General features: G+C 45.7%; 26 protein-coding genes. 17 read left to right on the forward strand and 9 right to left on the reverse strand.

The genetic code is table 11. The features are described from left to right. Positions 1 to 29: 29 nt before the first annotated feature. Entirely contained in the window at positions 30 to 1535 is a 1506-nt protein-coding gene (locus KUL49_RS09080) for an inorganic triphosphatase (protein ID WP_131137081.1), read from the reverse strand. On the opposite strand from KUL49_RS09080, the gene KUL49_RS09085 reads away from it, so the two are divergent. Continuing rightward, the gene (locus KUL49_RS09085) at positions 1498 to 2310 is read left to right on the forward strand and encodes a TIGR04211 family SH3 domain-containing protein (RefSeq protein ID WP_131137082.1); all 813 of its coding nucleotides are present in this window, start codon (positions 1498 to 1500) and stop codon (positions 2308 to 2310) included. The genes KUL49_RS09080 and KUL49_RS09085 overlap by 38 nt on opposite strands. Positions 2311 to 2443: 133 nt before the next feature. Here KUL49_RS09085 and putA read toward each other — a convergent pair whose 3' ends face one another. Next, positions 2444 to 6241 carry a bifunctional proline dehydrogenase/L-glutamate gamma-semialdehyde dehydrogenase PutA gene (putA, locus tag KUL49_RS09090; protein WP_014948170.1) on the reverse strand — a complete coding sequence of 1266 codons (3798 nt, stop codon included), beginning with the start codon at positions 6239 to 6241 and terminating at the stop codon, positions 2444 to 2446. Positions 6242 to 6538: 297 nt separating this feature from the next. Continuing rightward, positions 6539 to 7585, reverse strand: coding sequence for a zinc-dependent alcohol dehydrogenase family protein (locus KUL49_RS09100; protein WP_131137083.1), 1047 nt, complete (start codon positions 7583 to 7585; stop codon positions 6539 to 6541). Between the two features lie 176 nt (positions 7586 to 7761). Here KUL49_RS09100 and KUL49_RS09105 point away from each other — a divergent pair, with 176 nt between their 5' ends. From KUL49_RS09105 to rpoS, 11 genes are all read left to right on the forward strand, one after another. After that, a complete protein-coding gene (locus tag KUL49_RS09105) occupies positions 7762 to 8220 on the forward strand; it encodes an Lrp/AsnC family transcriptional regulator (protein ID WP_131137084.1) in 459 nt (152 codons plus the stop codon). A 204-nt stretch (positions 8221 to 8424) separates the two neighbouring features. Beyond that, a complete protein-coding gene (locus KUL49_RS09110; RefSeq protein WP_131137085.1) occupies positions 8425 to 10047 on the forward strand; it encodes a methyl-accepting chemotaxis protein in 1623 nt (540 codons plus the stop codon). A 341-nt stretch (positions 10048 to 10388) separates the two neighbouring features. Continuing rightward, on the forward strand, positions 10389 to 12104 hold the full coding sequence (locus KUL49_RS09115) for a TIGR03545 family protein (protein WP_131137086.1): 1716 nt from the start codon (positions 10389 to 10391) through the stop codon (positions 12102 to 12104). Between the two features lie 99 nt (positions 12105 to 12203). Then, positions 12204 to 12494 carry a cell division protein FtsB gene (gene ftsB / locus KUL49_RS09120; protein WP_014948164.1) on the forward strand — a complete coding sequence of 97 codons (291 nt, stop codon included), beginning with the start codon at positions 12204 to 12206 and terminating at the stop codon, positions 12492 to 12494. A 5-nt stretch (positions 12495 to 12499) separates the two neighbouring features. Then, entirely contained in the window at positions 12500 to 13261 is a 762-nt protein-coding gene (gene ispD, locus KUL49_RS09125; RefSeq protein WP_131137087.1) for a 2-C-methyl-D-erythritol 4-phosphate cytidylyltransferase, read from the forward strand. Next, positions 13261 to 13734, forward strand: coding sequence for a 2-C-methyl-D-erythritol 2,4-cyclodiphosphate synthase (ispF, locus tag KUL49_RS09130; RefSeq protein WP_039217505.1), 474 nt, complete (start codon positions 13261 to 13263; stop codon positions 13732 to 13734). Before ispD ends, ispF begins: the two co-directional genes overlap by 1 nt. Beyond that, positions 13731 to 14816, forward strand: a complete 1086-nt coding sequence (gene truD, locus KUL49_RS09135; RefSeq protein WP_014975597.1) for a tRNA pseudouridine(13) synthase TruD — start codon at positions 13731 to 13733, stop codon at positions 14814 to 14816. Before ispF ends, truD begins: the two co-directional genes overlap by 4 nt. Before the next feature lie 80 nt (positions 14817 to 14896). After that, complete coding sequence (locus KUL49_RS09140) at positions 14897 to 15532, forward strand: protein-L-isoaspartate(D-aspartate) O-methyltransferase (protein ID WP_131137088.1); 636 nt, start codon at positions 14897 to 14899, stop codon at positions 15530 to 15532. Then, a complete protein-coding gene (locus KUL49_RS09145) occupies positions 15529 to 16107 on the forward strand; it encodes a YqaA family protein (RefSeq protein WP_131137089.1) in 579 nt (192 codons plus the stop codon). Before KUL49_RS09140 ends, KUL49_RS09145 begins: the two co-directional genes overlap by 4 nt. A gap of 1 nt (position 16108) precedes the next feature. After that, on the forward strand, positions 16109 to 16978 hold the full coding sequence (locus tag KUL49_RS09150) for a peptidoglycan DD-metalloendopeptidase family protein (RefSeq protein WP_181412765.1): 870 nt from the start codon (positions 16109 to 16111) through the stop codon (positions 16976 to 16978). Between the two features lie 72 nt (positions 16979 to 17050). Further along, positions 17051 to 18043 (forward strand): RNA polymerase sigma factor RpoS, encoded by a 993-nt coding sequence (gene rpoS, locus KUL49_RS09155; RefSeq protein ID WP_131137160.1) that lies wholly within the window; start codon positions 17051 to 17053, stop codon positions 18041 to 18043. Positions 18044 to 18156: 113 nt separating this feature from the next. On the opposite strand, the gene folA is transcribed toward rpoS, so the two are convergent. Then, a complete protein-coding gene (gene folA, locus KUL49_RS09160) occupies positions 18157 to 18654 on the reverse strand; it encodes a type 3 dihydrofolate reductase (protein ID WP_039231980.1) in 498 nt (165 codons plus the stop codon). Positions 18655 to 18836: 182 nt separating this feature from the next. Between folA and KUL49_RS09165 the strand changes: the two genes are divergently transcribed. The 4 genes from KUL49_RS09165 (at position 18837) to KUL49_RS09180 (ending at position 20271) form a co-directional block, all read left to right on the forward strand. Beyond that, positions 18837 to 19202, forward strand: a complete 366-nt coding sequence (locus KUL49_RS09165) for a hypothetical protein (protein ID WP_039224426.1) — start codon at positions 18837 to 18839, stop codon at positions 19200 to 19202. A gap of 63 nt (positions 19203 to 19265) precedes the next feature. Further along, positions 19266 to 19472 carry a hypothetical protein gene (locus KUL49_RS09170; protein ID WP_014978232.1) on the forward strand — a complete coding sequence of 69 codons (207 nt, stop codon included), beginning with the start codon at positions 19266 to 19268 and terminating at the stop codon, positions 19470 to 19472. A gap of 13 nt (positions 19473 to 19485) precedes the next feature. Next, positions 19486 to 19983: a superoxide dismutase, Ni gene (gene sodN, locus KUL49_RS09175; RefSeq protein ID WP_131137090.1), complete on the forward strand. Its 498-nt coding sequence runs from the start codon at positions 19486 to 19488 to the stop codon at positions 19981 to 19983. A gap of 12 nt (positions 19984 to 19995) precedes the next feature. Then, on the forward strand, positions 19996 to 20271 hold the full coding sequence (locus KUL49_RS09180) for a S24/S26 family peptidase (protein WP_258312646.1): 276 nt from the start codon (positions 19996 to 19998) through the stop codon (positions 20269 to 20271). A gap of 158 nt (positions 20272 to 20429) precedes the next feature. Here the strand turns inward: KUL49_RS09180 and cgtA are convergent, their stop codons facing one another. The 3 genes from cgtA to rplU all read right to left on the reverse strand — a co-directional run bounded on the left by cgtA (position 20430) and on the right by rplU (position 22442). After that, positions 20430 to 21596, reverse strand: coding sequence for an Obg family GTPase CgtA (gene cgtA, locus KUL49_RS09185; protein ID WP_131137092.1), 1167 nt, complete (start codon positions 21594 to 21596; stop codon positions 20430 to 20432). Between the two features lie 261 nt (positions 21597 to 21857). Beyond that, on the reverse strand, positions 21858 to 22115 hold the full coding sequence (gene rpmA / locus KUL49_RS09190; RefSeq protein WP_012517170.1) for a 50S ribosomal protein L27: 258 nt from the start codon (positions 22113 to 22115) through the stop codon (positions 21858 to 21860). A gap of 15 nt (positions 22116 to 22130) precedes the next feature. Continuing rightward, positions 22131 to 22442 (reverse strand): 50S ribosomal protein L21, encoded by a 312-nt coding sequence (gene rplU, locus KUL49_RS09195; protein WP_012517169.1) that lies wholly within the window; start codon positions 22440 to 22442, stop codon positions 22131 to 22133. A 775-nt stretch (positions 22443 to 23217) separates the two neighbouring features. On the opposite strand from rplU, the gene ispB reads away from it, so the two are divergent. Continuing rightward, the gene (ispB, locus tag KUL49_RS09200) at positions 23218 to 24192 is read left to right on the forward strand and encodes an octaprenyl diphosphate synthase (RefSeq protein ID WP_014948150.1); all 975 of its coding nucleotides are present in this window, start codon (positions 23218 to 23220) and stop codon (positions 24190 to 24192) included. Positions 24193 to 24304: 112 nt separating this feature from the next. Here the strand turns inward: ispB and KUL49_RS09205 are convergent, their stop codons facing one another. Next, positions 24305 to 25021 carry a ZIP family metal transporter gene (locus KUL49_RS09205; protein WP_131137093.1) on the reverse strand — a complete coding sequence of 239 codons (717 nt, stop codon included), beginning with the start codon at positions 25019 to 25021 and terminating at the stop codon, positions 24305 to 24307. A gap of 280 nt (positions 25022 to 25301) precedes the next feature. Then, positions 25302 to 26633: a Xaa-Pro dipeptidase gene (gene pepQ / locus KUL49_RS09210; RefSeq protein ID WP_131137094.1), complete on the reverse strand. Its 1332-nt coding sequence runs from the start codon at positions 26631 to 26633 to the stop codon at positions 25302 to 25304. Positions 26634 to 26734: the final 101 nt, after the last annotated feature.

Below are 26734 nucleotides of genomic sequence, written 5' to 3' on the forward strand. Positions count from 1 at the left end.
TACAGTAACCACATATACATAGAAAACAATTACCAGTAAACGTCACGTTGCATAGCCACTGTGCGAGTTCGTTCCATAATACGAATTAATGTACTGAGCTTTTCTGACGTCCATTTTCGCACCTCGTCATGAGAGTCTACTTCGGCGTCGTCTATCGACTGCTTTAACATAAGCAGCGCATTCAGCTCATCAATACCAGTGAGCAAATCTAACCACGGCGCGCGAAAATTACCCCGCTCTTCTACAAACAAGTCACCGAGCAGAAATCCACTCCATAATGTCTGCCTAAGCATCACTTCTACAGCGCTGTAATTGGCAGGCCCCATGGTTTTATTTAGCGGCATGCTTTGCTGTACAGTTTGCCAACCTTGCGACAGCCAACCTTTTGCATGATCAAGCACCGGATGGTCAAAACCCGTTGCGACTTTTTGCCACGGCTTATTCTGGATAAGACTTATGGCGTGTAGCTTAATGTCTGTGGCATCGTTGTCGAAAAACAGCTTTTCAGGCTCATGAGCCTGCATTAAGCCTGTTTGTCGTCCTTGCAAATAGCTTACTACTGCAGGATGTTTGCTGAGTGTTTTGTTAAACATGCTCTTTTTAGAGAGCAAGTAACGCAAACTTTGTAAGTCGTCTTGCCAGCCCCACTTTTGCGCATGGGTGACCAGCTTTTTATGCAGGGCTAGTAGCTCAGGGCACTGCAGAACCGGCAAGTAAAGCGATACACTTTGCAGTAACAGACGTACGCTTTTAGCAACTTCAGCCAGCATTTTTATTGAGCCACTTTCGCAAAACACATGCTCGTGGTGCTGCCAATGCGCCAATGCAGTTTGAACCGCGTGGCTAAATGCTTCTTCCGTGGTGGTTGTGTCTTCAAGCGCAAGGAAATCTGGCAGGTGTCGAACTTTAGCGTTAAAGCCGTGAAGTAATTGATATCCCTGCGCCGCTTTTGATACATCACTGAGGCGTACCGGCATGTTGTCGTTTATTAACACCGCCAACGTAAACAAACTGTTGATATCGCCTGACATCAACTCAAGCTCTATTTCGTTGATTGGGGAACTGGCTTTTTCTGTACTTGCTTCGCCACAGTCCAGCACAATCTCAACCACACTTTCACCCACACTAACCACATAGGCATTGCGAGTAAAGTGAGTGCTAAACTGTTTAGATAGACGCGTGTTTTTTGCCGCCACGTCCCAATCTTGGGGCCAAGCGCCGGCTTCAAATAGCGTGAGGTCGGGCCTTGAATTATCAAGGCTCACATTGTATTCCATGCGTTTGTGCAGACCACCGCTGACCACGCCGTTAGTCTTTAGCGTCTGTTCGTATTCACCATTGTTACCTCGAACACGAAAGCCCATTTTATTGTTTTGAAAATCGAGCTTATCTGTATCGTAATAGTCGTTCTCTAGGCGCATTTCACGATGAGAGTTAACCTGAATGCTGTTTTTTTCGAAAAGAGGAAGTACACGTTGACTAAACGCATGGTGGGCGTTGTCACCCGTTACAAATTTTAATTCTATTTCTGACATGGTTGCGCTAGGCACAGCTTATGATGCTGACACCTTACCTTTGTCGCTTACTTTTCGCAATGCTGGCGCCATGAAACAAGATGCTTTAATTAGACAAAAGTGGAACAAACTTGCCTTTATCGCGGTCAACCAATACCATCTTCACGTTTTAAATTCTAAAATTGGACTTCATATGATTCGAAAGTGGTTAGCAGCAGCCCTTATTGCATGCTCTTTTCAAGCATTTTCGCTACAAGATACCGCTGATTTAGAAGCGTCTTCTTCGCATTACATTAGAGATGACTTGTTTATCTTTATGCATACTGGACCTGGTCGTAACTACCGTATTCTAGGTTCAATTGAAGCAGGCACACCTATTACTGTGCTTACACGCGATAACGATGCTGAATTCACGCAAATTACCGACAACGAAGGTCGCGAAGGCTGGGTTGAAAGCCGCTTTGTGTCAAATACCATGTCGCAAGCCGAGCAATTGCCAATCATAAGTGAGAAGCTAGCTGAGAGCCAAAGCGCACTGCAAACAGCGCAGTCTGAAAACGCCAGGCTTCGTCAGCAACTTAACGATGCACGTCAGCAGGTATCGAAGCTTACAACAACGAGCGAGGAACAAGCCTCTGAGATAACTCGTCTTACCGCCAAAGTAGATAGCGCGAATAAAGATGAGCTGGTTACCTGGTTTACACGCGGTGGTATGGTAGCCGGTGTGGGTATATTACTGGGCGTAATGCTGACTTACCTTCCCAAGCGCAAACGCAGAAGCAGCGAGTGGATGTAGTGCTAGGCACCGAGTTTTAGTAACACGATTAAAAAAATGGCCAGCTATAAAGCTGGCCATTTTTGTATTTAACGCTTTGATTTTAAGCATTAGGGTCTGCTCAACATTTGTGAACATACCCTAGGTTTCCTGCTTATTCATCATCTTCAACTAGGGTCATCAACGATGTGTTACCACCTGACGCCGTAGTATCAATACTGATGGTTTTTTCGGTCATCAAACGCTGAATAAGGTTATCGTTATATTCTGCTGTGATAACCGGCAAAATAGCGCCTTCGCGAGATGACAGCATTGCTGTAATACGCGCAGTACGCTCTGTACCAGAGTCGACCACCACGCCAGATAAATCTTCATCCATTAGCAAGGTATCTAGATGCGCAAGACGCGCTACCTGGAATAAGCCTTTTGGTGCGCCAGTAGATTCAAACTTGTTTTGAATTTCTACTGCTTCTTCATAGAAGATTTCAGACACAACTGATACTACCGGGTTACCCGTTGATAGCGCGGTCACTATAGACAGCAACCAGTATTCGAAAGTTACTTCTTTATCGGCAAAACACACCAAGATCCCGCGAGGCTCCAAGTAAAGCTTGTTCGATTCACCTGTTGGGCCCGGCAAGGTTTGAGGCTTGGCAAGCTTGCGTTCAACACTGGTTAACTGCTGACGCGCCGTCGCAAGCGTACGGTTCAAGTCATCAGCAAGCTCGTCAACGATGTCCACTTTCGCAATTTTAGCCAGAAGCTGACGTACCATAGAAATACGGTCATTCAACGGCGTATGACGCCACTGCACTTCTACCGCTTTCGCTTTATCCATCATTACGTGCGCACGCTCGGCAATCTTTTCATCACCGACAAGCGCTGCATCAGTACCGTCTACATCATCAATGTGCGATGGCTTAGGTGTGGCACGTTCCATCATTAAACGAGGCAGATAATTAGGACCACCCGCTTTTGGGCCTGTACCAGACAATCCACGTCCACCGAATGGCTGAACGCCAACAATAGCGCCAATCATGTTGCGGTTAATGTACACGTTACCCGCGCGGCTCTTCGCTGCTAGCTCGTTGGCACGCTCTTCAATACGCGAGTGAATGCCCATAGTCAGGCCGTAACCTGTGCCATTGATTTGCTCTAGCACATTATCAAGGTCTTTCGACTTAAAGCGAACAATATGTACCACAGGACCGAACACTTCTTTTTCAAGCACATCAATGTTCTTGATTTCATATAAGGTCGGCGCAAAGAAAGTACCGTTTTCAAAGCCTGCTGGCATTTCATTGCGATAAAGCAGCTTAGCTTTATCTTCCATATACTCTTGGTGATCGGTTAGGCTCTTAAGCGCCTTCTCGTCAATTACAGGGCCCACATCGGTAGCAAGCTGCGTTGGATCACCAACGGTAAGCTCTTTCATGGCGCCGGTTAGCATTTCGATAAGGTCATCAGCAATTTCATCTTGTACGAACAATACGCGAAGCGCTGAACAGCGCTGACCGGCACTTTGGAAACCAGAGTGGATCACGTCATCAACTACCTGCTCTGGCAGTGCAGTTGAATCAACAATCATACAGTTTTGACCGCCCGTCTCTGCAATCAATGGCACCTGTTCGCCACCACGTTCTGCAAGCACTTGAGAAATTAACGTACCGGTTTGCGTTGAACCTGTGAACATTACCGCTTTAATGCGCTCGTCTGGTAGAAGGGTTTCGCCCACTTCTTTACCAGGCGATACAATAAGTTTCAGTGCGTCTTCTGGCAGCCCTACCGAGTGCATAATATCTACCGCGCGCTGCGCAATAATGCTGGTTTGTTCAGCAGGCTTAGCAATAACCGTGTTACCTGTTACAAGTGCCGCTGCCACTTGGCCTAAGAAGATGGCTAGTGGGAAGTTCCACGGGCTAATACAAAGCACAACACCACGAGGAAGTAAGCGTTGATCTTCAGCAAGCTCTTCTGCACGCGCCGCGTAGTAGCGACAGAAATCAACGGCTTCACGCACTTCATCAATACTGTCTTGCGCTACTTTACCGGCTTCACGCATACAGATAGCGATAAGCTCAGCCATGTGGCGCTCAAGCGCATCTGCCGTTCGATTAAGTATTTCAGCGCGCTCGCTTACATCGCGTTTAGACCATGCTTCAAACCCAGCTTCGGCTTCATCTAATGCCTTGCGCATATCATCAGGCGTAGCGTAATGATGATAACCTACCACGTCGTTGTGGTTAGTTGGGCTAAGTACCGCTGTCGCACCTTCCGGCACTTCACCGGTTACTTTGTAGTAATCCTGCCAGCGTTCAAGTTCGTGTTTAAGCGCCGTTACCGCATTGGTGTCGGTTAGGTCCAGACCACGGGAGTTATCGCGCTCTGGCGCATACAGCCCACGTGGGGTTTTGATTAACTTGTTATAACGTACTTTCAGGCGTTGTGTTTTTTCTACCGGATCTTCAAGCAAAGACTCAACCGGTTTTTCATCATCAACAATAGCGTTTACGAACGACGAGTTCGCGCCGTTTTCAAGAAGACGACGCACTAGATAGGCCAATAAGTCTTCGTGTTCACCTACAGGGGCATAAACACGGCACTGAATCTTATCCTGTGTTACCACCTGATCGTAAAGGGTATCGCCCATACCGTGCAGACACTGGAACTCAAAACCTTCTTTGTCGTCACCAGCAAGCTCAACAATAACAGACGCTGTGTAGGCATTGTGAGTCGCAAACTGCGGGTAAATGGTGTCGCGATACTCAAGTAGACGGTTCGCACAGGCATGGTATGACACATCTGTTGACGACTTACGGGTAAATACAGGGAACTCTTCAAGGCCCGCTTGTTGAGTAAGCTTAATCTCAGTATCCCAATAAGCGCCTTTAACTAAACGCACCATTAGCGGACGACCTACCTCTAGGGTAAGTTCACGTAAGTGCTCTATAACGTGGATTGCGCGTTTTTGGTAGGCCTGTACGGCCAAGCCAAAGCCTGTCCAACCGTTCAGGTCTTCATCGCGAAATACAGCTTCAATAATATCTAGAGAAAGCTCTAGACGGTCAGCTTCTTCCGCATCTACGGTTAAACCGATATCGTATTCTTTCGCCATCATACACAGCGCTTTCAAGCGCGGCGGAATGTCTGCCATGGCGCGTTCGCGGTGAGAAAATTCAAAGCGTGGGTGAATAGCAGAAAGCTTTACCGAGATCCCCGGTGAACGCTTAGGACCGCGTCCGTTAGCCGCTTTACCGATTACTTTTATTGCTTTTACGTATGCATCGTAGTAACGCTCAGCGTCGCGCATAGTGCGTGCGCCTTCGCCTAGCATGTCGTAAGAATATACGTACCCTTTGGTTTCTTTCTCTTTGGCGCGATCTACCGCATCTTCAATGGTTTCGCCCATAACGAACTGACGACCCATAACGCGCATCGCAATGTTCATGGCGCGGCGAATAACAGGTTCACCTAAGCGGCCAAGGGTTTGTTTTAACAAGCCAAACTGTTCTTTCTTGCGCTTGTCGGCATAGTTCACCATGTTGCCCGTAAATAACAAGCCCCACGCCGAAGCGTTAACAAATAACGACTCTGAATTCCCCAAGTGAGGTGTCCACTGTCCCTGAGACAGTTTGTCACGAATAAGCTCATCTTGAGTGGCTTTGTCTGGAACACGCAGCAAGGCTTCAGCCAAGCACATCAATACCACACCTTCTGCTGTAGATAGCGAGTATTCATTTAATAATGCGTCAACACCACCGTGCCCTTCTTGTTCGCGGCGAATTTGAAGTACCATCTTACGAGCCCGTTCCCATGCGCGGCTTCGCGCACGCGGGTTAACCTCTGCGATAGGAAGAATTTGATCCACAGCCACCGATTCACTAATGCGATAGTAATCTCTTATGCGCTGGCGTAGGGGTGAAGTTGTATGAAGCGTGTCGTTAATGAGCATTGCAACCCTTTCATAGAAATAGCTGTAATAAAAAGCGTTCCCGCCGTGTAAGACTGCCCACGGTCACATGGAAGCGGCTAAAAAACAAGCAAAGTCGGAACCTTGCGTTGACCTGTCGTACTTCTTTTAACTTTATACTTTTGGATGAAGATCACGACTGGGCCAAATTTGCGCGGATGGTAGCACACAAAATTGCCCTGCCAAGCCCCCGCTCACAAAGTTTTTCAGTTTCTCTGTCAAGCTATGTAGTCAGTGCGTTGGATGACATTTTACATGTCGCTGAATCGCCGCTGCTTTTCACTTCTCATCAAAAGAAACGACCGTCACACCTGGCTGCGAGTATTTGTCCATCTCAGAGAGCGCTTTGGGCGCTTCTTCCAGTGAAATTATCTTCCCAATGAGTGCTTGGGGATTCAGCTTTTTTGTGGCGATCATGCCAAACATGGCGTCGTATCGATACGCTTGCATACCGTGACTACCTATTACTTCAAGCTCGTGTGCAACAACCGCATCCATAGGAATAGGTGGCGTCGATTGCTCAGCTAACAGCAGACCAACTTGGACATGCTTGCCGCGCTTTCTTAGGCTGTTTACTGAATTTACACAGGTAATAGGATTTCCTAGGGCGTCAATTGACACATGCGCACCGCCTAATGAAAGGCGCTTGATTGTTGCAGACACATCCTTTTCATTCTTAGCATTAATCACTACATCAGCGCCTAACTTTTTCGCCAATGCCAATGCGTCATCTGATATATCAACAGCAATAACGTTTGCGCCAATACTCGATGCAATCATCACAGCAGATAGACCAACGCCACCGCAGCCATGAACAGCAACCCATTGCCCAGCGCTCACCTTACCTTGGTCAACCACTGCGCGAAATGATGTAGCAAAACGGCAACCCAAGCTAGCCGCAGTCACGTAGTCTATTTCTTCAGGGAGATGAACCAGATTAACGTCGCCAAAGTCAATTTCTACGTATTCTGCAAACGAGCCCCAGTGGGTAAAGCCGGGTTGTGTTTGGTTACCGCATACCTGATGATTACCCGAAGAGCACTCTGAACATCTTCCACACGCACTAATGAAAGGAACTGTAACTTTATCGCCGGCTTTGAATCGCTTTACATCGCTTCCAACGGACTCGACAACACCAGCAAATTCATGACCTGGTACATGAGGTAAGCTTATTCCATCGTCATGCCCCATCCAGCCATGCCAATCGCTGCGGCACACACCCGTGGCTTTTACACGTATCACCACCCCATGAGATTTAGGCGTGGGCTTCTTCACGTCCTGAATATTTAATTTTCCGCCAAACGTTTCAAATACTACTGCTTTCATAATTACAGCCCCTTAAAAATATGTTCAATAAACATCCACCGACAGTCGTAAAGATTACGCTAATAGTTAAGAAATAATCTTGCTTTTTGTTTGGCTTGGTCCGCTAAAGTTGCAAGGACCTTTCAAGCAATGCTAAATTAAAGAAAGAATCCGCCAAACCGGACGCAAAGAAAAGCATGGATAATGTAGATAAGAAAATTTTAGCGTTGCTTCAGCAAGACGGGAAACTGTCAAACGCCAAGCTGGCTGAAATGCTAAATATGAGTGAAACCCCTTGTTGGAGGCGTGTTAAACGTTTAGAAAACGAGGGGTACATTGAGAGTTACCAAGCAAACTTGAACAAACGCAAGTTAGGCTATGGCGTGTTGGCGTTTGTGCAACTTACCTATACTGCCCATGACTCAAAAACGACGAATGATTTTATTGATATTATCCAACGGTGCGACAATGTATTAAGTTGTCACAACACCACTGGTGGCGCTGACTTTTTGCTACAAGTTGTAGCAAAAGACTTGGACGACTACGGGCACTTTGTAGATAGTGTATTACGAAAACTACCCGGCATATCAGATATTTCATCAAGCATTTCGCTAAGAGAACTTAAGTTATCAAATCGACTCCCACTCGCTAACTGAGCGAGTGTTGAACACCTATAGATTATCCCAGCGCGACGGGCCACACATTTACGCCCGTCTCTCCACAAAGGCAATTGTGAATATTCGTGCTCTGCCTTTTCGTCTTCGCTAGGCCTGCTTATTTTAATTTAGGCTCTAAAGTAGAAATTAAAAAACCGTCTACACTATAAAAAAACAAAAATATAAATAGATAGGTATTTGCCAATGTGGTTACGAAAATTTAGTTTAATTCAACGTTTGGGCATTATTGTTGGGCTAATTACGCTGCTGTTTATATTGCTAACGGCAGTTGTATTAAACAGGCACTACGAAGCATTGAAGCAAAAGTCTTACGATGAAAACCAGCATCTTGTTGAAGTGGTTCATACCATGCTTGGTAGCTTTGAAGCGCGTACTGACATAGATGAGGCTACTGCTAAACAACAGGCGCTAGAGGCGGTAAAGGCGCTGAGGTATGACGGCAGTAACTACTTTTGGATTCAGGACCAAACGCCGTCTATGGTTATGCACCCCATAAAGCCCGCGCTAGATGGTAAGGACCTAAGAACTTTTAAAGACGGGAAAGGCAAAACCTTTTTTATTGAAATGGCGCAAAAAATCAAAGCGAACGGTGATGGTTTCGTTGATTATGTCTGGCCCCTTCCCGGCGAAGAGACCCCTACCGATAAAATTTCTTATGTGAAAGAGTTCAAGCCGTGGGGCTGGACGGTAGGTTCGGGCATATACCTTACCAATCTCGAAAAGGAATTTTCCCATCTTCGAAACCTAATTGTAGTGTTTTGTTTGGTTAGCGTCGTACTGGTTGTGGTACTGGTATATGTGATAGGCGGAAGCATTGTAAAGCCTGTTCAAGAAGTAACAGAGCGTATGAAAGATATTTCTCAGGGAGAAGGCGATTTAACGCGTTCTCTTCCAGAGAAAGGGCAAGATGAGATTACCCGTTTGGCGCGTTATTTCAATGAGTACACAGATAAAATGCGTCAGTCATTATTGGGTATTCGCGAAAATATCAGTTCACTCACACAGCAAGCAGAACTCGTGGAAACGTCTAGTCAAAATAGCAATGCGCAAGCGCAGACACAGAACGAGAACATGCTACAAGTTGCCGCAGCAATGGAGGAGATGACAACACAAATTAACGATGTCAGCAGTAATGCTGACTCTGCGGAAAAAAGTACCATTAGCGCTCGCGGCAATGTTCAAAATGGCGCAGCAGTGGTTGATAGCACGGTTAAAGACATTCGTTCACTCACATCGGATATAGAAAGTGTAAGTACCGTGGTTACGGAACTTGCTGCGCAAACAGACAGTATTGGTGCTGTATTAGACGTTATTCGCGGTATTGCAGAACAAACTAACTTACTGGCACTTAACGCCGCTATTGAGGCCGCTAGAGCAGGCGAGCAAGGGAGAGGCTTTGCGGTAGTCGCGGATGAAGTTCGCACGCTAGCAAGCCGAACCGGACAAAGTACCGATGAAATCCAAGCGATGATAGAAAAGCTGCAAAGTAATGCCAAAAGCGCAGTAGATGCAGTAAAAGTAAGCCAGTCAGCGTCAACCAAAACGGTAGACAACGCTATACAGGCGAATCAAAATCTGCAAGAAGCTGATCGCTTAATGACTGAAATTGCAGATATGAGTAGTGAAATAGCGCGGGCTACCGAGCAGCAAGCGGAAGCCGCTACCGAAGCGAATATGCGCATCAATGCACTGTCAGGTGCTGCTGATAGTAGCTTGAGAACGGCAGATGAATTAGCAGCTGCGAGCCAAGCGTTACGCGCAAGCTGTATAGCAATAATGGACATTGCGAACCGCTTTAAGCTTTAAAGCATTTTACATTTCAACGAGCCTGCTGCGCTTTGCTGCAAAGCATTGAGAAGCAGGCTCCGTTTACTGCTGCTACCACTCCATAGCTCACGGTGATTTTCTTTTAAAAAAGTAAACTTTGCCGAATTTTGCTTCTCTTACGTCAAGTTGTTTAAAAGCTCACATGGTTTAATCAATACACCTACCTTCTGCGTATGGAAGAAAAGACCTGAGTGCATTACACTCAGAGGCACCATAAGTGGCGGTTAATCGATTACTTTTTATTGAGCGATATACTAGCCACCAAAGTAGTGACTTATGCGCAATAAAAGCCAGACGCGCAAAAAATCAAGGAGTTGAATATGAGCAGTGGTTCAAAGGGTAAGCCTATTTTATTATGGGTTGTCGGTTTTTTCGTGTTGCTATTTTTGGTGTATTTCCTGTTCGCCAATACCATCATCAAATCTATTCTTGAGTCCAAGCTGGGCGAATCCTATGGAGCAGAAGTGAATATCGACGAGTTCGACCACTCTCTTTTTCCAACAACTGTTACGCTGAAAGGTATTGCACTCACCAACCCCACAAAGCCTACTCACAATCAAGTTTTTGTAGGTGAAGCTCACGCAGACGTTGAGCTGAAGCCACTGTTAGATGATCAAGTTATCGTAAACAATCTTGATTTACTGAAAGTGCAGTTCGATACACAGCGCGAGTCTGAAGGTGAAGTGTATCGCGTTCCAGAACGTTCTCTGTCATTTGACGAAATTAAAGCAAAAGCCAAAGAAGCCGTGCCTACGGTTGACGAACTTCTCGCCCGCAATCCACTAAAAACCACTGCTGCCATTGAAAATGCAAAGTCTGCCTACGAAACCTTTGGAAAAGGTTTGAAAGACGACTATAAATCTTTACCTGATAAGTCGCGCATTGAGTACTACAAAACGCAGGTAGCCCAGCTTAAAGAAACGAACTACAAAGACCCTCAAGCCTTGGTACAGGCAAAGTCTTCATTTGATAAGTTGAAAGAAGAAATGCAGGCCGACCGCGCGCTTATTAGCAATTTCACGGAAAAAGCGAGCGATGCCAAACAAGCCCTTAGTGAAAGTGTTGAAGCACTTAAGAAAGCGCCACAAGAAGATTACGTGTTGCTGAAAGGGGTAATTGCAGGTGACCAAGCGGCACTTTCTCAAGTCACTTACTTTGTGTTTGGCGACAAAGCGGCGGAATACACTGAGTACCTTATGGCAGCAATGCAAATTGTTATGCCGCTCATTCAAGGTGAAGAAAAAAGTGAAGCACCGACTGAAGTGCCGTCGATTTTGGTGAAAGAAGCCAATGTATCAGTGCTTTGGCAAAATGAATCTATCACCAGCAAATGGAACAACATTACAAACGTTCACGAAGTATTCGGTAACCCCACCACCTTTACTATTGAAGCAGCGGGCGAGTTACTAAAGTCGTTTACTTCCAGCGGTGAATTCTGGATTGACGGCGACGGTGTTGATGCCAGTCAAGTCTGGCAGCTAGCCGGCGTAAATATGTCTAACATTTCATTTAGCGGTAATGAAACACTAAATGCGGTGCTTAAATCAGCGCTGATGAAAACCAATGGATCGATGAAAGTCACTGATAACATGCTTACCGGTACGGGCGAAGTTGACCTTCAGCAGCTCGTTATGGAAGCAACTGGCACCAGTGATATCACCAGTGCTATTGCGCAGGCACTGCAAACGTTAACCAGCCTAAACATGACGATGCTGCTAGACGGCACGCTTTCAGACCCTGGCTTTAACATTAAGTCTGATCTGGATAATAAGCTGGCTAAAGCGGCGCTTTCACAGCTTACTGCCAGCCAAAAAGACAAGCTGGATGAATTAAACAACAAACTCAACAGCATGATAAGTAACGAACAATCATTGCTATCAGGCGAGCTTGTTGACGTAAACAGTATGCTTAGTGCAGCCCAAGGCGACAGTGCCGCCCTTCAGGAGCTGCTTCAAGCTCAACTTAACAACGTTGTTGAGCAGCAAAAAAGTAAGCTGTTTGATAAATTGAAAGGAAAATTGGGCCAAGGTGAATAATGCGCCTTTGACTCGACGCTGCTTCGCGGCATAATAAGACACAGCAGAGGCGAAGAGCCTCTGCTTTTTTTCCGCTTAACCACATTGTCAGGTGAATCTGTGTTGCAAGGTAAATGGCTTCCCATTGTATTGATAGTACTGCTTGGTCTATTGCAATACAGGCTATGGTTTGGAAAAAATAGTATTCCCGATTACTTCAACCGAAAACAAGAAGTTCACTCTCAAGCCCTTCAAAATGCCAACCTCGCTCAGCGCAATGCCCTACTTAAAGCTGATATTAGCGATTTAAAAATTGGTCTAGAAGCCATTGAAGAAAGAGCCCGAAATGAACTCGGTCTGATTAAAAAGGGAGAAACCTTCTACCGTATTTTGCCCGCAGATTCTAAGTGAAGAAAATGACATCGCCCCGCGTTGTTGCGGTTATCCCCGCAGCCGGAGTTGGCAGCCGAATGCAGGCTGACCGCCCAAAGCAATACCTCACCTTAAATGGTAAAACCATTCTTGAACACACGATTGACGCGCTGCTACAGCATCCGTTAATCGATGACGTGATCGTAGCGATAAGCCCAGGTGACGCGTATTTTGATCAATATCGGTTACGTGAAAAACCCATTCGCGTTGTAGATGGCGGAAAGGAACGCGCTGATAGTGTATTGAACGGGCTTATGTCACTTGGCGAGAACGATTGGGCACTGGTTCACGATGCCGCGAGGCCTTGTATAGAAGAGAGCGATATTTCCGCGCTGCTCGAATTAATGAGCAGTGATGACGTTTCTGGCGGTATTCTAGCTACCCCTGTTCGTGACACCATGAAGCGGGTCAGACCTTCGACAAATGTTATTTCTCACACTGAAGACCGAGACGGTCTTTGGCACGCTTTAACGCCGCAACTTTTTCCAGCAACATCGCTAAAACGCGCGCTTCAAAGTGGTTTATCACAAGGCGCGAATATCACAGACGAAGCCTCTGCCATGGAGCTTGAAGGCTACAAAGTTGCCATGGTAAGCGGAAGTCCGGCAAATATAAAAATAACGCATCCGGCCGATCTTCCTTTGGCAGAATTTTATCTTAAGCAAAAATTAAGCGCGCAAGGCCAGAACGCTCAAAACTACAGAGCCCAAAGCCACAGCGCAAAAAATCAAAAGGCACAATCATAATGCGAATTGGACACGGATTTGATGTACACAAGTTTGGCGGTGAAGGCCCCATCACAATAGGTGGCGTCAGTATCGACTATGAGCAAGGACTGTTAGCTCACTCAGATGGCGATGTATTACTACACGCACTGTGTGATGCAATGCTTGGTGCAGCAGCACTCGGTGATATTGGCAAGCACTTCCCTGACACAGACGACGCATACGCGGGTGCAGACAGCCGCGTGCTGCTGCGTCACGTTGTCAATGTAGTAAGGGAGAAAGGTTACCGCTTAAGTAATGCAGATATGACCATTGTGGCGCAAGCACCTAAGATGGCGCCGCATATTGCTGCTATGCGTGAGATTATTGCCCAAGACTGCAACGTATCGCTTGACGACATCAACGTAAAAGCAACGACCACTGAAAAGCTAGGCTATACAGGCCGTAAAGAAGGCATTGCCTCTCACGCCGTTGTTCTACTGGAAAAATTATGAAGCCTTTACACACTGACCACTGGCAGTACTATTTCGCAAAACCTGTATCCACCGGTATTTTTAAATTCCAAGCCGACGATTTTCAAGTTGTAGAGGATTTGGGTTATACCCCTTGTGGTGAAGGCGAGCACCAGTTTGTATTTATTGAAAAAACCAACACCAATACCGCGTTTGTCGCTGAGCAGCTAGCCCGTTTCGTTAACCTTCCATTACGCCAAATTACCTATGCTGGTCGCAAAGACAAATACGCGGTAACGCAACAGTGGTTTGGTATTCACGCGCCGGGTAAGCCTGACTTCGACTTCAGCAACTTTGAACTGGAAGGCGTTAAAGTGCTTAAGCAAATGCGTCACAATAAAAAGTTGCGAACCGGTCAGCTTAAAGGCAATCACTTTACGATTACCTTGCGCCAGGTACTGCATCCTGAGGCCATTGAAGAGCGTCTTCAAGAAATTGAAAAGCACGGTGTGCCGAACTATTACGGCGAACAACGCTTTGGCGTAATGCGCTTAAATGACATGGGTGAAGTACAACGCGGTGGAAACCTGGTAATGGCCGAGCGAATGGTAAACGGTGAAACCATCAGACACCGCAACAAACGTTCCATGGCGCTTTCTGCACTGCGCAGCTGGCTATTTAATGAAATGCTTTCTGCACGCTTAGAAAAAGACATGTTCGACAAGGTCACTCACGGCGACGCGCTGGTGCTTTCAGGTTCTAACAGCTTTTTCATCAACGAAGGTTCCGACGGCTCTGAGCAGCAGCAAGACGCACAACGTCGTTTTAATGCCAAAGACGTATGCCCTTCAGCACCGCTGTGGGGTAAAGGTGAACTTGTTACGCAAGCTGACACACTAGCACTTGAGCAATCTGTTGCAGAGCAAAATAGTGAAGTTATCGACTTTTTAAGCCAGTGCGGGTTCGAACAAGAGCGTCGCGCGATAAAAATTTGGCCTTCACAGCTTGAATGGCAGAGTAAGGGTGATACATTTACTATCTCGTTTGCGCTTCCAAGTGGCTGCTTTGCAACCTCAGTCCTTAGAGAGTGCGTTGAAACCTTGTCCCCAATTAACAGGGTGTAAAGAGTATTGAGAAAGCGTGGCGCGCAACAGACTAAATCTCGCGTGGCTGTGGATAAGAATAAAGGAAAGTACGCAACATCATGAGAGCTTCTAGAAAAGGAGACGCGTTAGCACAACTGCTTTATAACGAGGGAATACGTTCGCAAGCAGTATTGAACGCCATTGCTGGTACGCCGCGGGAAAGCTTTTTACCCGACGCGCTGAAACATAAGGCCTATCAAAATATGGCATTGCCAATAGGTCAAGGCCAAACCATTTCGCAGCCTTATATTGTTGCGAAAATGACAGAGTTGCTCCTAGATAGCCCTAATAAACCCGAGAAAGTGTTAGAAATAGGCACGGGTTCAGGTTATCAGACCGCTATACTCGCGCAGCTTTTTGCCAAAGTATTCAGTGTTGAACGTATTAAATCATTGCAGTTCCAAGCGAAACGTCGAATGAATCAGCTCGACCTTCACAATATTGCAATGAAACACGGCGATGGTTGGAAAGGTTGGGCATCCAAGGGCCCTTACGATGCCATTATTGTCACCGCCGCCGCTGCAAGTCTTCCACAGGATCTGTGCGATCAGCTTAAAGAAGGCGGGCGGTTGATTATTCCCGTAGGTAACGAGCAACAATCGTTACTGTGTATTGATAGGATTGAAGGTGAACTAAAAACATCGACCATTGAATCGGTCCGATTTGTTCCCCTTGTAGCAGGAGAGCTAATGTGAAGCTTTTTGAGCCATGTTATGACATGGCGTTACGCTGGGCGAGACATCGTCACGCAACCAAATATTTGGGCGGGTTAAGCTTCTCAGAGTCGGTTTTCTTCCCTATTCCACCTGATGTTATGCTTGCGCCAATGGCACTGTCCCAGCCTGCTAGAGCATGGCAGTTCGCTTTTATTACGACCATCGCGTCGATTTTGGGCGGTATAGCTGGCTATTGGCTTGGTTACTTTGCTTTCGATGCTTGGCTGGCTCCGCTTATCGAGAGCTGGGGGTATACCCACAAAATAGATACGGCAATGCAGTGGTTTAAAGACTACGGCGTATGGGTAGTTTTTCTTGCTGGTTTCTCACCTATCCCTTATAAAATTTTCACTGTGAGTGCTGGCTTCTTGCAAATGGCCTTCTTCCCATTTGTACTGGCATCAGCTGTTGGTCGAGGCGCACGCTTCTTTTTGGTCGCAGCACTCATGCGCTGGGGGGGCGCAGCCATGGAGCAAAAGCTAAGGCAGTATGTAGAAGTGCTTGGATGGGGAGTAGTCATCCTCGCAATATTCGCTTATTTACTATTGCGATGACATGCGTAGGCCCCACCTTCACATAGGAATTTTGTTATATATTTGTGTACTCATCGGGGGCTGTGCAGGAAGAAGTGCACCCGCTCCCGTGGTTTTATTAAATAGCCAAGTTTCAGATGGAAGCGAAGAATACACAAAAAAAACCTACAAAGTTCAACGGGGAGACACCCTCTATGCGGTGGCATGGTACACGGGAAATGACTATCGCGACTTAGCAAAATACAACCAGTTATCAGCCCCTTACACCATTTTCCCTGGTCAAGTTTTAAACGTTACGCCACCCTCGAATGTGGCTACAGCCCCCGTTATACCTAAGTCTAAGACCAATCGGTCGACAGCTCCGACCACATCAAATGTAGACAAAAGTTTGGTTGACCGCCCACAACCACAGGCGTATCGTGAAAGTGAAAAAGTTGTTAAGCCACAAAATGTTACAACTGTCAAGAAGCCGTCAAAAAGCGTCAAAAAACAAACGCCGACGAGTTTTCCAGACAAAGTACAAGAGTGGGTGTGGCCTGCAGAAGGTAAGGTAGTTGGAACCTTCAGTAAGTCAGAGTCAGGCAACAAAGGTATTGATATCGCTGGTGTTAAAGGTAGTAAAGTCTTAGCGGCAGCAGATGGAAAAGTTGTTTACTCAGGTAGCGCACTAAGGGGTTACGGTAATCTGGTTATCATTAAGCATACAGATACCTTTCTAAGTGCCTATGCCTACAACGACACTATTTTAGTCAAAGAACGAGAATGGGTTTCGGCAGGGCAGCAAATTGCAACCATGGGTGACAGCGGAACAAATTCGGTAAAACTTCATTTTGAAGTTAGGTATAGAGGGAAATCATTAGACCCTATGAAATACCTGCCAGCATTAAAATAATAAAAATAAATAATAATAATAAAAGACAAAGGAGAAACGTCATAAGGTAAACCTTGTAGCAGGAGATTCATGATGGGTAAGTCAAATAAAGCCTTAGAATCAAAACCGCAAGATGACTTAGATGTCGTCGATATGCCAGCTGATATGAAAGCTGACGAAACCTTAACCAACGACGCTGACCTAGAAAATGACGACGCCATTTTCAGTCAGGATGACCAACCTAAAAACCTAGATGCCACACAGCTTTATCTAGGCGAGATTGGTTTTTCACCGCTGCTAACCGCAGAAGAAGAAGTTTATTTTGCGCGTCGCTCACTGAAAGGCTGCGAAGCCTCTCGTAAACGTATGATTGTAAGCAACCTTCGCCTTGTTGTTAAGATTGCTCGCCGTTACAACAACCGTGGGTTGGCACTTCTAGATTTAATCGAAGAAGGTAATTTAGGACTAATTCGCGCCGTAGAGAAGTTTGATCCTGAACGTGGATTCCGCTTTTCAACATACGCCACATGGTGGATTCGCCAAACCATCGAACGCGCTATCATGAATCAAACGCGTACCATCCGTTTGCCTATACATGTAGTGAAAGAGCTGAACGTTTATTTACGTGCTTCTCGTGAACTTTCACAAAAGCTTGATCATGAGCCAACTGCAGAAGAAATTGCACTAGCGCTTGATAAGCCTGTGGAAGATGTCACTAAGATGTTGCGTTTAAACGAGCGCATTGCCTCTGTCGATACACCTATTGGTGGAGAAAATGATAAAGCACTCCTCGACATTATTGCTGACGAGAAAGAGTTTAGCCCTGAAGAGAGCTTACAAGACTCAGATATCAAAAGTAATATTGTAACCTGGCTTGAAGAACTAAACCCTAAGCAACGCGAAGTACTTGCTCGTCGTTTCGGTCTTATGGGATATGAACCTTCAACACTTGAGGATGTGGGTGCCGAAATTGGCTTAACACGTGAACGTGTTCGTCAAATTCAAGTAGAAGCACTTCGCCGTCTTCGCGATATGTTGGGTCATCAGGGTCTTTCATTAGAGAACCTGTTCGACCAAATGAAGTAGCATCTGCGCGCAACGCAAAAATAAAAATGCCAGTGTTGTGAAGCTCTCAATTTTTGAGTTTCACAACACTGGCATTTTTTTATTTTAAATTGGACCTAGTTCCAATCTCTCCGTTAGTTTCGAACGAGAGTAACGAATGTGTAAGGGTGAGGATTTTTCTCATCGGCGTCATGTTCATCACGTGATACTTCCGTCCAACTTGCTGCCGCCTCATAGTCTGGGAACTGTGTATCTCCGTCAACAGTCAAATCAATATGTGTGAGATACAAAGTGTCAGCGCTATCTAAGAACGTTTGGTAAATAGTACCGCCACCGATAATCATTATTTCATCGTTGTCGCTGTTCTCTGCGCTTAGCGCTTTGGCTACCTCAATCGCTGACTCTGGTGAATCTACTACGGTCGCGTCAGATAAGCTGTAGTCAGCATTACTCGTTATAACAATGTTTGGCCTGCCAGGTAATGCCCTTCCGATTGACTCATAGGTTTTGCGGCCCATTATGACGGCTTTGCCTAAGGTGATCGCTTTAAAGTGTTTTAAATCAGCCGGTAAGTGCCACGGCATATCATTATCTGCGCCTATAATTCTGTTTTTCGCCATAGCAGCAATCATCGCTATCTTCATTTCATTACCTATAAAGCCGTTTTTATTGTTGAACCGCGGCAGTATATCAATATCAGCGACCAAATGTGTATTGGCTCAAAGGGTATAGCTTTAACACCCAACAAATAGAAACAGTTATCATTTGCATTATTATTTTAAATTTTCTAGTGTGTATACAGGAGGTCGCGACAATGCAAATAAACTATCTATGCCCTAAACACGCAGATTGGGTTTACAACAACCCAGAACAGGCCCTACACGTAATGGCGCGCGATGAAATGCAAGGCACAATGCTTATGCAAAGCGGTCAGTTCAGTGAAGCAATTCCATACCTTGGCTGTGCGTTTGATATCGCCGTTATTCTGCTTGAGGTAGACGGCGGTGAGAACAGCGCAATGACAGCTAAGATTATGGGCTTAACAAGCTTGCTTGAAGAGACATACTTTCATCTGAAACTGCCTCACCACCGAAACGCCATTGTCGACAGAGCTCATACTGTCATCAGCGCCTCGAACAACATCGTGAACAGCAATGTACCACTGCGCTTCGCCGTGTAGTTGCACCGATACTTATGCGCCTAACTACTTCACCTTACTTTTACTAACGCTTTAGGAGAATTCATGAAAGTTAACCTTAAACGCTCAGCTCTAATGCTATACGCCGCTGTATTTAGTTCAGGCGCATTCGCTCATGCAGGACACGATCATGAACACTGGACTAGCGGTGTTATGCATGCTCTGTTTTACGCGTCGCTTGTAGGCTGTGCAGCTGCGTGTGGCTTTGCGGCTTACAAATACTTCAACGCTAAAAAGCGCTCAGCAAAGTAAGGGGGTACAAATTATGATTCATCAATTACTCTCAAAACTTCATGCCGTTAGCCCCTTCCCTGCGGTTAGCGCACATTGCGACATTCCTTGCAAAATTTACGATCCGTTTTCGGCGCAGTTGGCTGCGTTGAGTGTTATTCGCTTCGTAGACCTACTTAACGAATTGACCGAAAAAGAGACACTTACGTTTGCAGATCAAGCGCAAATGAGCCGCTTAGTAGCAGAAAAGGAAACCCATGCAGAGAAAGTAAAGCAAGAAGTCAGGGTAATATGGGGCGATTACTTTAAAGCCCCTCAGTTTGAGAAGTTTCCAGATACTAACGAGCTGGTACATAAAATCATGCTGGCCGGTTCCGGGTGTAAGCAACACGTCAGCAGAGAAAAAGCTGAAGAGCTGCTTTCGTTAGTGAATGAATTTGCAGAGCGTTTCTGGGCAACCAAAGATGTCGCAACCAAAAAAGCAACTTGCCCCTATCCACCTTCTGAAGAAGTGGTTTATCCCGACCTCTAAATGTTTAAAATTATGCGGGTTACGGGGAGCAGCATGTTGCCTTCTCTAAGTGACGGTGATTTTGTCTGTGCAATGAGATGGCCTTTTAGGTGGCTGCGTAGCGGGCAAATCGTGGTTGTTAAAAGCAGCACTTACGGCGTAATTATCAAAAGGGTAGACCAAGTTAACACCGACGGAACGTTTACTTTAACGGGCGATAACAAGGCCCACTCTGTAAGCCAAGGGGCCATGGGTAAGTTTACTCGCGCTCAATTGCTGGGAAAGGTTATCTATCATACCAGTGAGTAAGCCAGCACGATGAGGGTGCATTAGCCTAACCGCGTTACTTACAAAAAAGCTCGCACGTTGTCTTTGCAACTATGCGAGCTTTTTGGTGTTCTAATTTGCTTTAGAGCACTGGTTATCAGTAATTGTTTCGAAATTGACTGTCACTCAGCGATTGTTTCTCAACGACGATACTCAACTTCCACGTCGTAATCGTCTTCGTCCCAGTCGTCATCATCTAGGTCGTCTTCAAACTCATCATGAGCTTCAAGTGTATTCTTGTGGTAAGTGTCCCACTTAAATTCCACTTCTTTCTTCTCTTCTTCCTCTTCCAATTCAGCTGGAAGGGTTTCAATGAAGTCCATAATGTCGTTACACAAAGGATCTAGGTTCATCTTTTGGAACGCAGAGATTTGATAAACTGGGCCTTCCCAATCTAACGCATCGATCACGTGCTGACAGCGTTCTTCAGCTTCTTCTTCAAGCAGTAAATCGACTTTATTAAATACTAACCAACGAGGCTTTTCTGCCAATTTAGGGCTGTATTTTTCAAGCTCTTCAATGATCGCTTTTGCGTGCTCGGCAGGATCCGTTTCATCAACAGGGAAAATATCTACCACGTGAAGCAAGATACGGCAGCGCTCTAAGTGTTTTAAGAAGCGTATACCTAGGCCAGCACCATCGGCAGCACCTTCAATCAAACCAGGAATATCCGCAACAACGAAGCTTCGCTGTGAATCTTGACGAACCACCCCTAAGTTAGGCACCAGGGTTGTAAACGGATAATCAGCCACTTTAGGCTTAGCTGCTGATACAGAGCGGATAAAGGTCGATTTACCTGCGTTAGGCATACCAAGTAAGCCAACATCGGCTAGAAGCATAAGCTCTAGCTTAAGGTTGCGAATTTCACCTGGTGTACCATTGGTTTTTTGGCGTGGGGCACGGTTCGTACTGCTTTTAAAGCGGGCGTTACCTAAACCGTGAAAACCACCTTGTGCCACTTTAAGCTTTTGACCATGACGGGTTAAGTCGCCTAACACTTCGCCAGTATCACTATCAGTAGCACGCGTGCCAACAGGCACCATTACGGTGAGGTCTTTACCTTTCTTACCAATACAGTTGCCGCCTTGACCATTTTGGCCACGCTCAGCACGGTGAAAGCGCTCAAAGCGATAATCGATCAATGTATTTAGGTTTTCATCGGCCTGTAAAAATACACTGCCGCCGTCACCACCGTCGCCACCGTCTGGGCCACCTTTAGGTACGTATTTTTCCCTTCTAAAGCCAATTGTACCGTTGCCGCCGTCACCGGCTTCAACGCGAATTTCAGCTTCATCTACAAATTTCATTTATCACTCCGGGCTGTAATGCCGTGGGTTATTAACTTATTTAATGCGAATACTAAGTTTACACCAAATTGCGCATCGGCGCTTTTGAGTCTACTCAGCATTCTAAAAAATTGAGAAGTAAAACCTTGCTCAGCGCTAATTCATTTTCAGAATATAATCGCTATTAACATAAGAACAGAAAAAGAAAGAAAGGTTTCACAAAACAAAAAACCCCGCAAGCGCGGGGTTTTTCTAAGCCTGTTCGGCGAGAAGCTTACGCGCTTACTCAGCTACGATGCTTACAAATTTACGGTTCTTCGGTCCTTTAACGTCGAACTGAACTTTACCGTCTTTTAGTGCAAACAACGTGTGGTCTTTACCGATACCCATGTTGTCACCAGCGTGGAAACGAGTACCACGTTGACGAACAATGATGTTACCAGCAAGAACAGATTCACCACCAAAGCGCTTAACACCTAGGCGTTTACTTTCTGAATCACGACCGTTTTTGGTACTACCACCAGCTTTTTTGTGTGCCATGTGTTCGTGCTCCTATTATGCGTTGATACCAGTGATTTTCACTTCTGTGAACCACTGACGGTGACCCGCTTGCTTACGAGAGTGCTTACGACGACGGAACTTAACGATTTTTACTTTATCGCCACGACCGTGTGTAACAACCTCAGCAGTCACCTTACCACCAGCAACGATTGGTGTGCCGATTTTTACGTCGTCACCGTTGCTTACCATTAAAACTTTGTCAAATTCAACCGTTTCGCCTGGGGCTACTTCGATTTTTTCAAGACGAACGGTTTGGCCTTCGGCCACACGGTGTTGTTTACCGCCACTTTGGAAAACCGCGTACATAGTTAACTCCGCTCTGCGTCCACTGACGCTTCAATTCAAAAAACAGGGCGCGAATTGTACGTGAAACATCCGTAAATCACAACCCCGATTCGCAGAAAAATAGATTATTTTTCCAACATGGGGCGAATTATGCCCCAATTGCGTATTTGATGCAGCTTCAAATGCCCAAAAACCGTTAAAAATTCACAAATTTTTTTGAAAAAACAGTAAAAATTTTTAGGTCGTATTAAATCAAAATGGAAATATTGATAGGTCAAATTACATAGAAATGCGATCCAAACAGCGCAAGTTCACGCGAGCGAGATCGGCAAACGATCCTTAAATATGCATTGCGATCAGACTGCGATCGAGCTGTTGGATCCCACGAATAGGATCGTTTTTACGATTACTACTTCCCCACTTTGTATCTGTGATTTGGGGCAATGCTACTCCCCTAATTGAGAAACAAAGTTGCTCTTAAACACTTCGTTTTCTTCATACAAACGTCAAAAAATAGCGACTTAACAGGAAAAATTATCGAGAGCACCTATAATTGCATGTGATCGCATGATTAAGGGGGCGTACATGCGGCAAACCGCTAAACACGGAACAGAATTTATATGAAGAATGCAGCCCCACCTTTTTCACATCTGGTTTAACCGTATTTGAGGAATTACACGTAAATGCGTTAAGCCGTCATTTTTTAAGACAATTTGGTGGATAGTACAGATGATTAAGGTACAATCGCCACCAATAATTGCCCAAGACGTAAGAGTAAGTATTTATTGCCATGCCTATGGATATAGATCAAATCCGCGCCCTGTCTAATGATGATATGCAGGCGGTCAACCAGCTGATTCAACAACAAGTCGACTCTGATGTTGCCCTAATTAATCAGCTTGGTTTTTACATTGTAAACAGTGGCGGCAAACGATTACGCCCACTTCTTACCGTGTTAAGTGCGCGGGCTATGGGAATAGACAACAACGATCACCATACCCTTGCGGCGATTGTTGAATTTATTCATACCGCTACCCTATTGCATGACGATGTGGTTGACGAGTCGACCATGCGCAGAGGGCGGGAAACGGCCAATGCCATTTTTGGCAATCAGGCATCAGTATTAGTGGGTGACTTTCTTTACACCCGCTCTTTCCAAATGATGGTGAGCCTTAAACGCATGCGCGTTATGGAGATACTGTCTGAAGCCACAAACCAAATTGCTGAAGGTGAAGTGTTACAGCTGATGAACTGTAACGATCCCAGCACCACAGAAGCACGTTACTTTGATGTTATTTACGGTAAAACGGCGCGTTTGTTTGAAGCTGCTACGCAGTTAGCGGCTGTGCTGACCGACCAAAATGAGCACATTGAACACGCTATGCAAGAATACGGCAAGCACCTAGGCACAGCCTTTCAGCTAGCTGACGATATACTTGACTACATGGCTGACAGCGAAGAAATGGGCAAGAATGCGGGCGACGACTTAGCTGAAGGTAAGCCTACTCTGCCATTACTTTACGCTATGTGGCACGCAAGAAATGACGACGACAAAGCGCTTATTCAAGAAGCTATTGAACAAAGCAATGGCCTACCACACTTGACGCGGATTCAAGGCATTATGGAAGAAACCGGTGCTTTGGACTACACACGTGAATGTGCGCAAAAAGAAGTACAAATGGCCATTAACAGCTTAAACGCTATTGAAGATTCTGAATATAAAGAGGCGTTAATCGCGCTGGCACATATTTCAATTGAGCGTACAAGCTAACTAGCGATAGATAACTAATTGTCGATAAGTGATATGAAAAGGCGTGTTGTAAGCAACACGCTTTTTTTTATTGGCAATTACCAATTACGAAAACTAGCTAATTATTAAAAAGCTAGCCTTCGAGCATGAAACCTATCATCCCCACTAAAAAACCAAGAATACCGCCAAGCGGAGGAAGCCAATGGTTTTCCAAACGAATTTGCGGTGCAATATCCTGAAACACCGAATAGAGAATTCCACCTGCGGCAAACAGCATTATACCGCTCATTACAACGGGGAACTGCGCTAGATAATAAAAGCCTAACAAGCTAAACAAGGGGCCAAGTAGCGCCATTAATACAAAGATAATAATGAGTTTGGTACTGCGCTGCTTGTTCTTTGGCAACATTTCCCTATACGCATTAAACCCTTCTGGTAAGTTTTGAACTGCAATCAGTAGGCCTAATAACATGGTACCTCCGCCCAACGCTGCCGTAGTACCAAGTGCGATAGACTCAGGCACAAAATCACTGAGCATGGCAGCTAACTGGCTGCCTGCGGTTTTCTTTTTCGCTAGATAAATATCAAGGGCCATGAAAGCTAAGGCACCGCCAACGAAGCACATTATGGCCGCAAATACCGATACGTCTTTTATGCCTTCAGGTACGAGCACAAGTCCCACCGCCGAAATTAGCGCTCCTGCTCCTAACGCTAAAATGCCATGGCGTAAATCTTTTTCTAGCCACTTAGGTTGAATGCCTTGATAAGTCGCTAAAATAGCGCCTGCGGGCATAGCAAGACCCGCCACCGTTGCCATTATTAATAAACCTACAATATCGCCTTGTGGCATAACGACTCCTTTCTAACCATTACTTGTATATCTTCCTATTGATTACTACACACAGCACCATTGGTTTACAAATAATACCAGTCCGCATAGATAATTACCCACTCAACGAGAGTTAAAATGTTCGTAATCGCGGCGTGTTACCGCAGGTATAGTGGTTCTACATCGAGGTGACGCAACAAATAGAACGTACATTTTAAAAGCGCGTAACGAAAAAGAGCAGCTTAAGGCTGCTCTTTGCATTTATAACGATGGGTTGTGTTGGCTATACACAAAAAGTCGATTAATTTAAGTCCAAATCTCGGGTCATGTTCTCGTTCTTATCGCGATGCACAATAATGTTGTCTTCAATGCGAATGCCACCAAACGGTTTGTATGCATCAATGGTATCCCAGTTAATGTACTTAGACGCAGGCGTCGCTTTAAGGTCGCGCAGTAGACTATCGATGAAGTACAGGCCCGGCTCAATAGTGAACACTTGACGCGCTTCTACCATACGCGTGCAGCGTAAGAACGGGTGATCATCAGGAGCAGGCTTAGGCGTGCCTCTGTCATCATTAACCAATCCGCCCACATCGTGTACCTGCAGCCCCAAGAAATGGCCAATGCCATGTGGGAAGAACGTGCGTGTAATACCCATTTCCACGATTTCTGGCGGCGTTAGGTTCACCATGCCGGTATCGTGAAGAATTTGCGCAATACCATCGTGGGCTAACAAGTGAATGTCTGTGTAGGCTACACCCGGCTTTAACGAATCGACTAAGGTCAGCGTTACCTTATCTACCGCTTGAATGAGGTCGCGGAACATCGCTGAATTATGAACACCTTCTTGAGCGTAAGTACGTGTAATATCTGCCGCATAGCCTTGATAATTTGCACCCGCATCAATCAGAAACGAACGTGATTCTTTTGGCGCTACGGTATCACACTGCATGTAATGCAGAATTGAAGCATGCTCGTTAAGTGCCACAATACTGGTATATGGTACGTCGTTGTCACCTTGTCGACTTGCTGCAGCATAGGCAAGATTGATATCAAACTCGCTTTTGCCTTCACGGAAGGCTTGCTCAGCGGCCTTATGACCTGCCACCGCCAGCTTGTTAGCTTCACGCATGCAGTCAAGTTCATAGTCGGTTTTATAAGCACGTTGATAGTGCAAATAATGCAACACGCGGTCTGGATTTACATTGTCAAAACCCAACGCTTTTGCCACTTCAATATATTCGCCTACATAGGCAAAACGGCTTTTATCGTAAGGCAGAAATTTCTCTACCGCATCGGCCTGTTGAAGTAGTTTAATGTCGAAGCTGTCAGTCCAAAAGTCATTTGGCTCTGGTGGCACTTTGTGCCAGAAATCTTCAGGGCGATAGAAAATAAGCGTAGGCTTGTCTATACCGTTTACCACCAGCCAACAGTTAGGGTTATCAATAACAGGCACCCATGCTTTGAACTGCGGGTTTACCTTAAATGGGTAGTGATTATCGTCCAAGAAAAGACGTTTGCCCTGCCCTGAGTGAATAACTAGTCCGTCTAGCCCTTCTCGCTGTAATGCTTCGCGAGTTCTAGCTTGAAGCTCTTCGATATGCTGTTGGTAGGTTGCTTTATGTTGCGACATAGCCCCTCTTATCTTTTTAGTCGTTAGTTAGCTACTAGTGTATCACGAGGCCAGCATGACATGCATACTGGCTCAGACCGCTGTGCTGTTGTATACGTTAA

The sequence above is a fragment of the Alteromonas sp. KUL17 genome, from assembly GCF_006538305.1.
Taxonomy (GTDB): domain Bacteria; phylum Pseudomonadota; class Gammaproteobacteria; order Enterobacterales; family Alteromonadaceae; genus Alteromonas; species Alteromonas macleodii.

Bases quoted from the DNA above. Each gene is read 5' to 3' on its own strand.
- KUL49_RS09080 (WP_131137081.1), bottom strand. From the start codon at position 1,535: ATGTCAGAAATAGAATTAAAATTTGTAACGGGTGACAACGCCCACCAT.
- putA (WP_014948170.1), bottom strand. From the start codon at position 6,241: ATGCTCATTAACGACACGCTTCATACAACTTCACCCCTACGCCAGCGC.
- KUL49_RS09100 (WP_131137083.1), bottom strand. From the start codon at position 7,585: ATGAAAGCAGTAGTATTTGAAACGTTTGGCGGAAAATTAAATATTCAG.
- KUL49_RS09105 (WP_131137084.1), top strand. From the start codon at position 7,762: ATGGATAATGTAGATAAGAAAATTTTAGCGTTGCTTCAGCAAGACGGG.
- KUL49_RS09110 (WP_131137085.1), top strand. From the start codon at position 8,425: ATGTGGTTACGAAAATTTAGTTTAATTCAACGTTTGGGCATTATTGTT.
- KUL49_RS09115 (WP_131137086.1), top strand. From the start codon at position 10,389: ATGAGCAGTGGTTCAAAGGGTAAGCCTATTTTATTATGGGTTGTCGGT.
- ispD (WP_131137087.1), top strand. From the start codon at position 12,500: ATGACATCGCCCCGCGTTGTTGCGGTTATCCCCGCAGCCGGAGTTGGC.
- ispF (WP_039217505.1), top strand. From the start codon at position 13,261: ATGCGAATTGGACACGGATTTGATGTACACAAGTTTGGCGGTGAAGGC.
- truD (WP_014975597.1), top strand. From the start codon at position 13,731: ATGAAGCCTTTACACACTGACCACTGGCAGTACTATTTCGCAAAACCT.
- KUL49_RS09140 (WP_131137088.1), top strand. From the start codon at position 14,897: ATGAGAGCTTCTAGAAAAGGAGACGCGTTAGCACAACTGCTTTATAAC.
- KUL49_RS09150 (WP_181412765.1), top strand. From the start codon at position 16,109: ATGCGTAGGCCCCACCTTCACATAGGAATTTTGTTATATATTTGTGTA.
- rpoS (WP_131137160.1), top strand. From the start codon at position 17,051: ATGGGTAAGTCAAATAAAGCCTTAGAATCAAAACCGCAAGATGACTTA.
- folA (WP_039231980.1), bottom strand. From the start codon at position 18,654: ATGATTGCTGCTATGGCGAAAAACAGAATTATAGGCGCAGATAATGAT.
- KUL49_RS09165 (WP_039224426.1), top strand. From the start codon at position 18,837: ATGCAAATAAACTATCTATGCCCTAAACACGCAGATTGGGTTTACAAC.
- KUL49_RS09170 (WP_014978232.1), top strand. From the start codon at position 19,266: ATGAAAGTTAACCTTAAACGCTCAGCTCTAATGCTATACGCCGCTGTA.
- sodN (WP_131137090.1), top strand. From the start codon at position 19,486: ATGATTCATCAATTACTCTCAAAACTTCATGCCGTTAGCCCCTTCCCT.
- KUL49_RS09180 (WP_258312646.1), top strand. From the start codon at position 19,996: ATGCGGGTTACGGGGAGCAGCATGTTGCCTTCTCTAAGTGACGGTGAT.
- cgtA (WP_131137092.1), bottom strand. From the start codon at position 21,596: ATGAAATTTGTAGATGAAGCTGAAATTCGCGTTGAAGCCGGTGACGGC.
- rpmA (WP_012517170.1), bottom strand. From the start codon at position 22,115: ATGGCACACAAAAAAGCTGGTGGTAGTACCAAAAACGGTCGTGATTCA.
- rplU (WP_012517169.1), bottom strand. From the start codon at position 22,442: ATGTACGCGGTTTTCCAAAGTGGCGGTAAACAACACCGTGTGGCCGAA.
- ispB (WP_014948150.1), top strand. From the start codon at position 23,218: ATGGATATAGATCAAATCCGCGCCCTGTCTAATGATGATATGCAGGCG.
- KUL49_RS09205 (WP_131137093.1), bottom strand. From the start codon at position 25,021: ATGCCACAAGGCGATATTGTAGGTTTATTAATAATGGCAACGGTGGCG.
- pepQ (WP_131137094.1), bottom strand. From the start codon at position 26,633: ATGTCGCAACATAAAGCAACCTACCAACAGCATATCGAAGAGCTTCAA.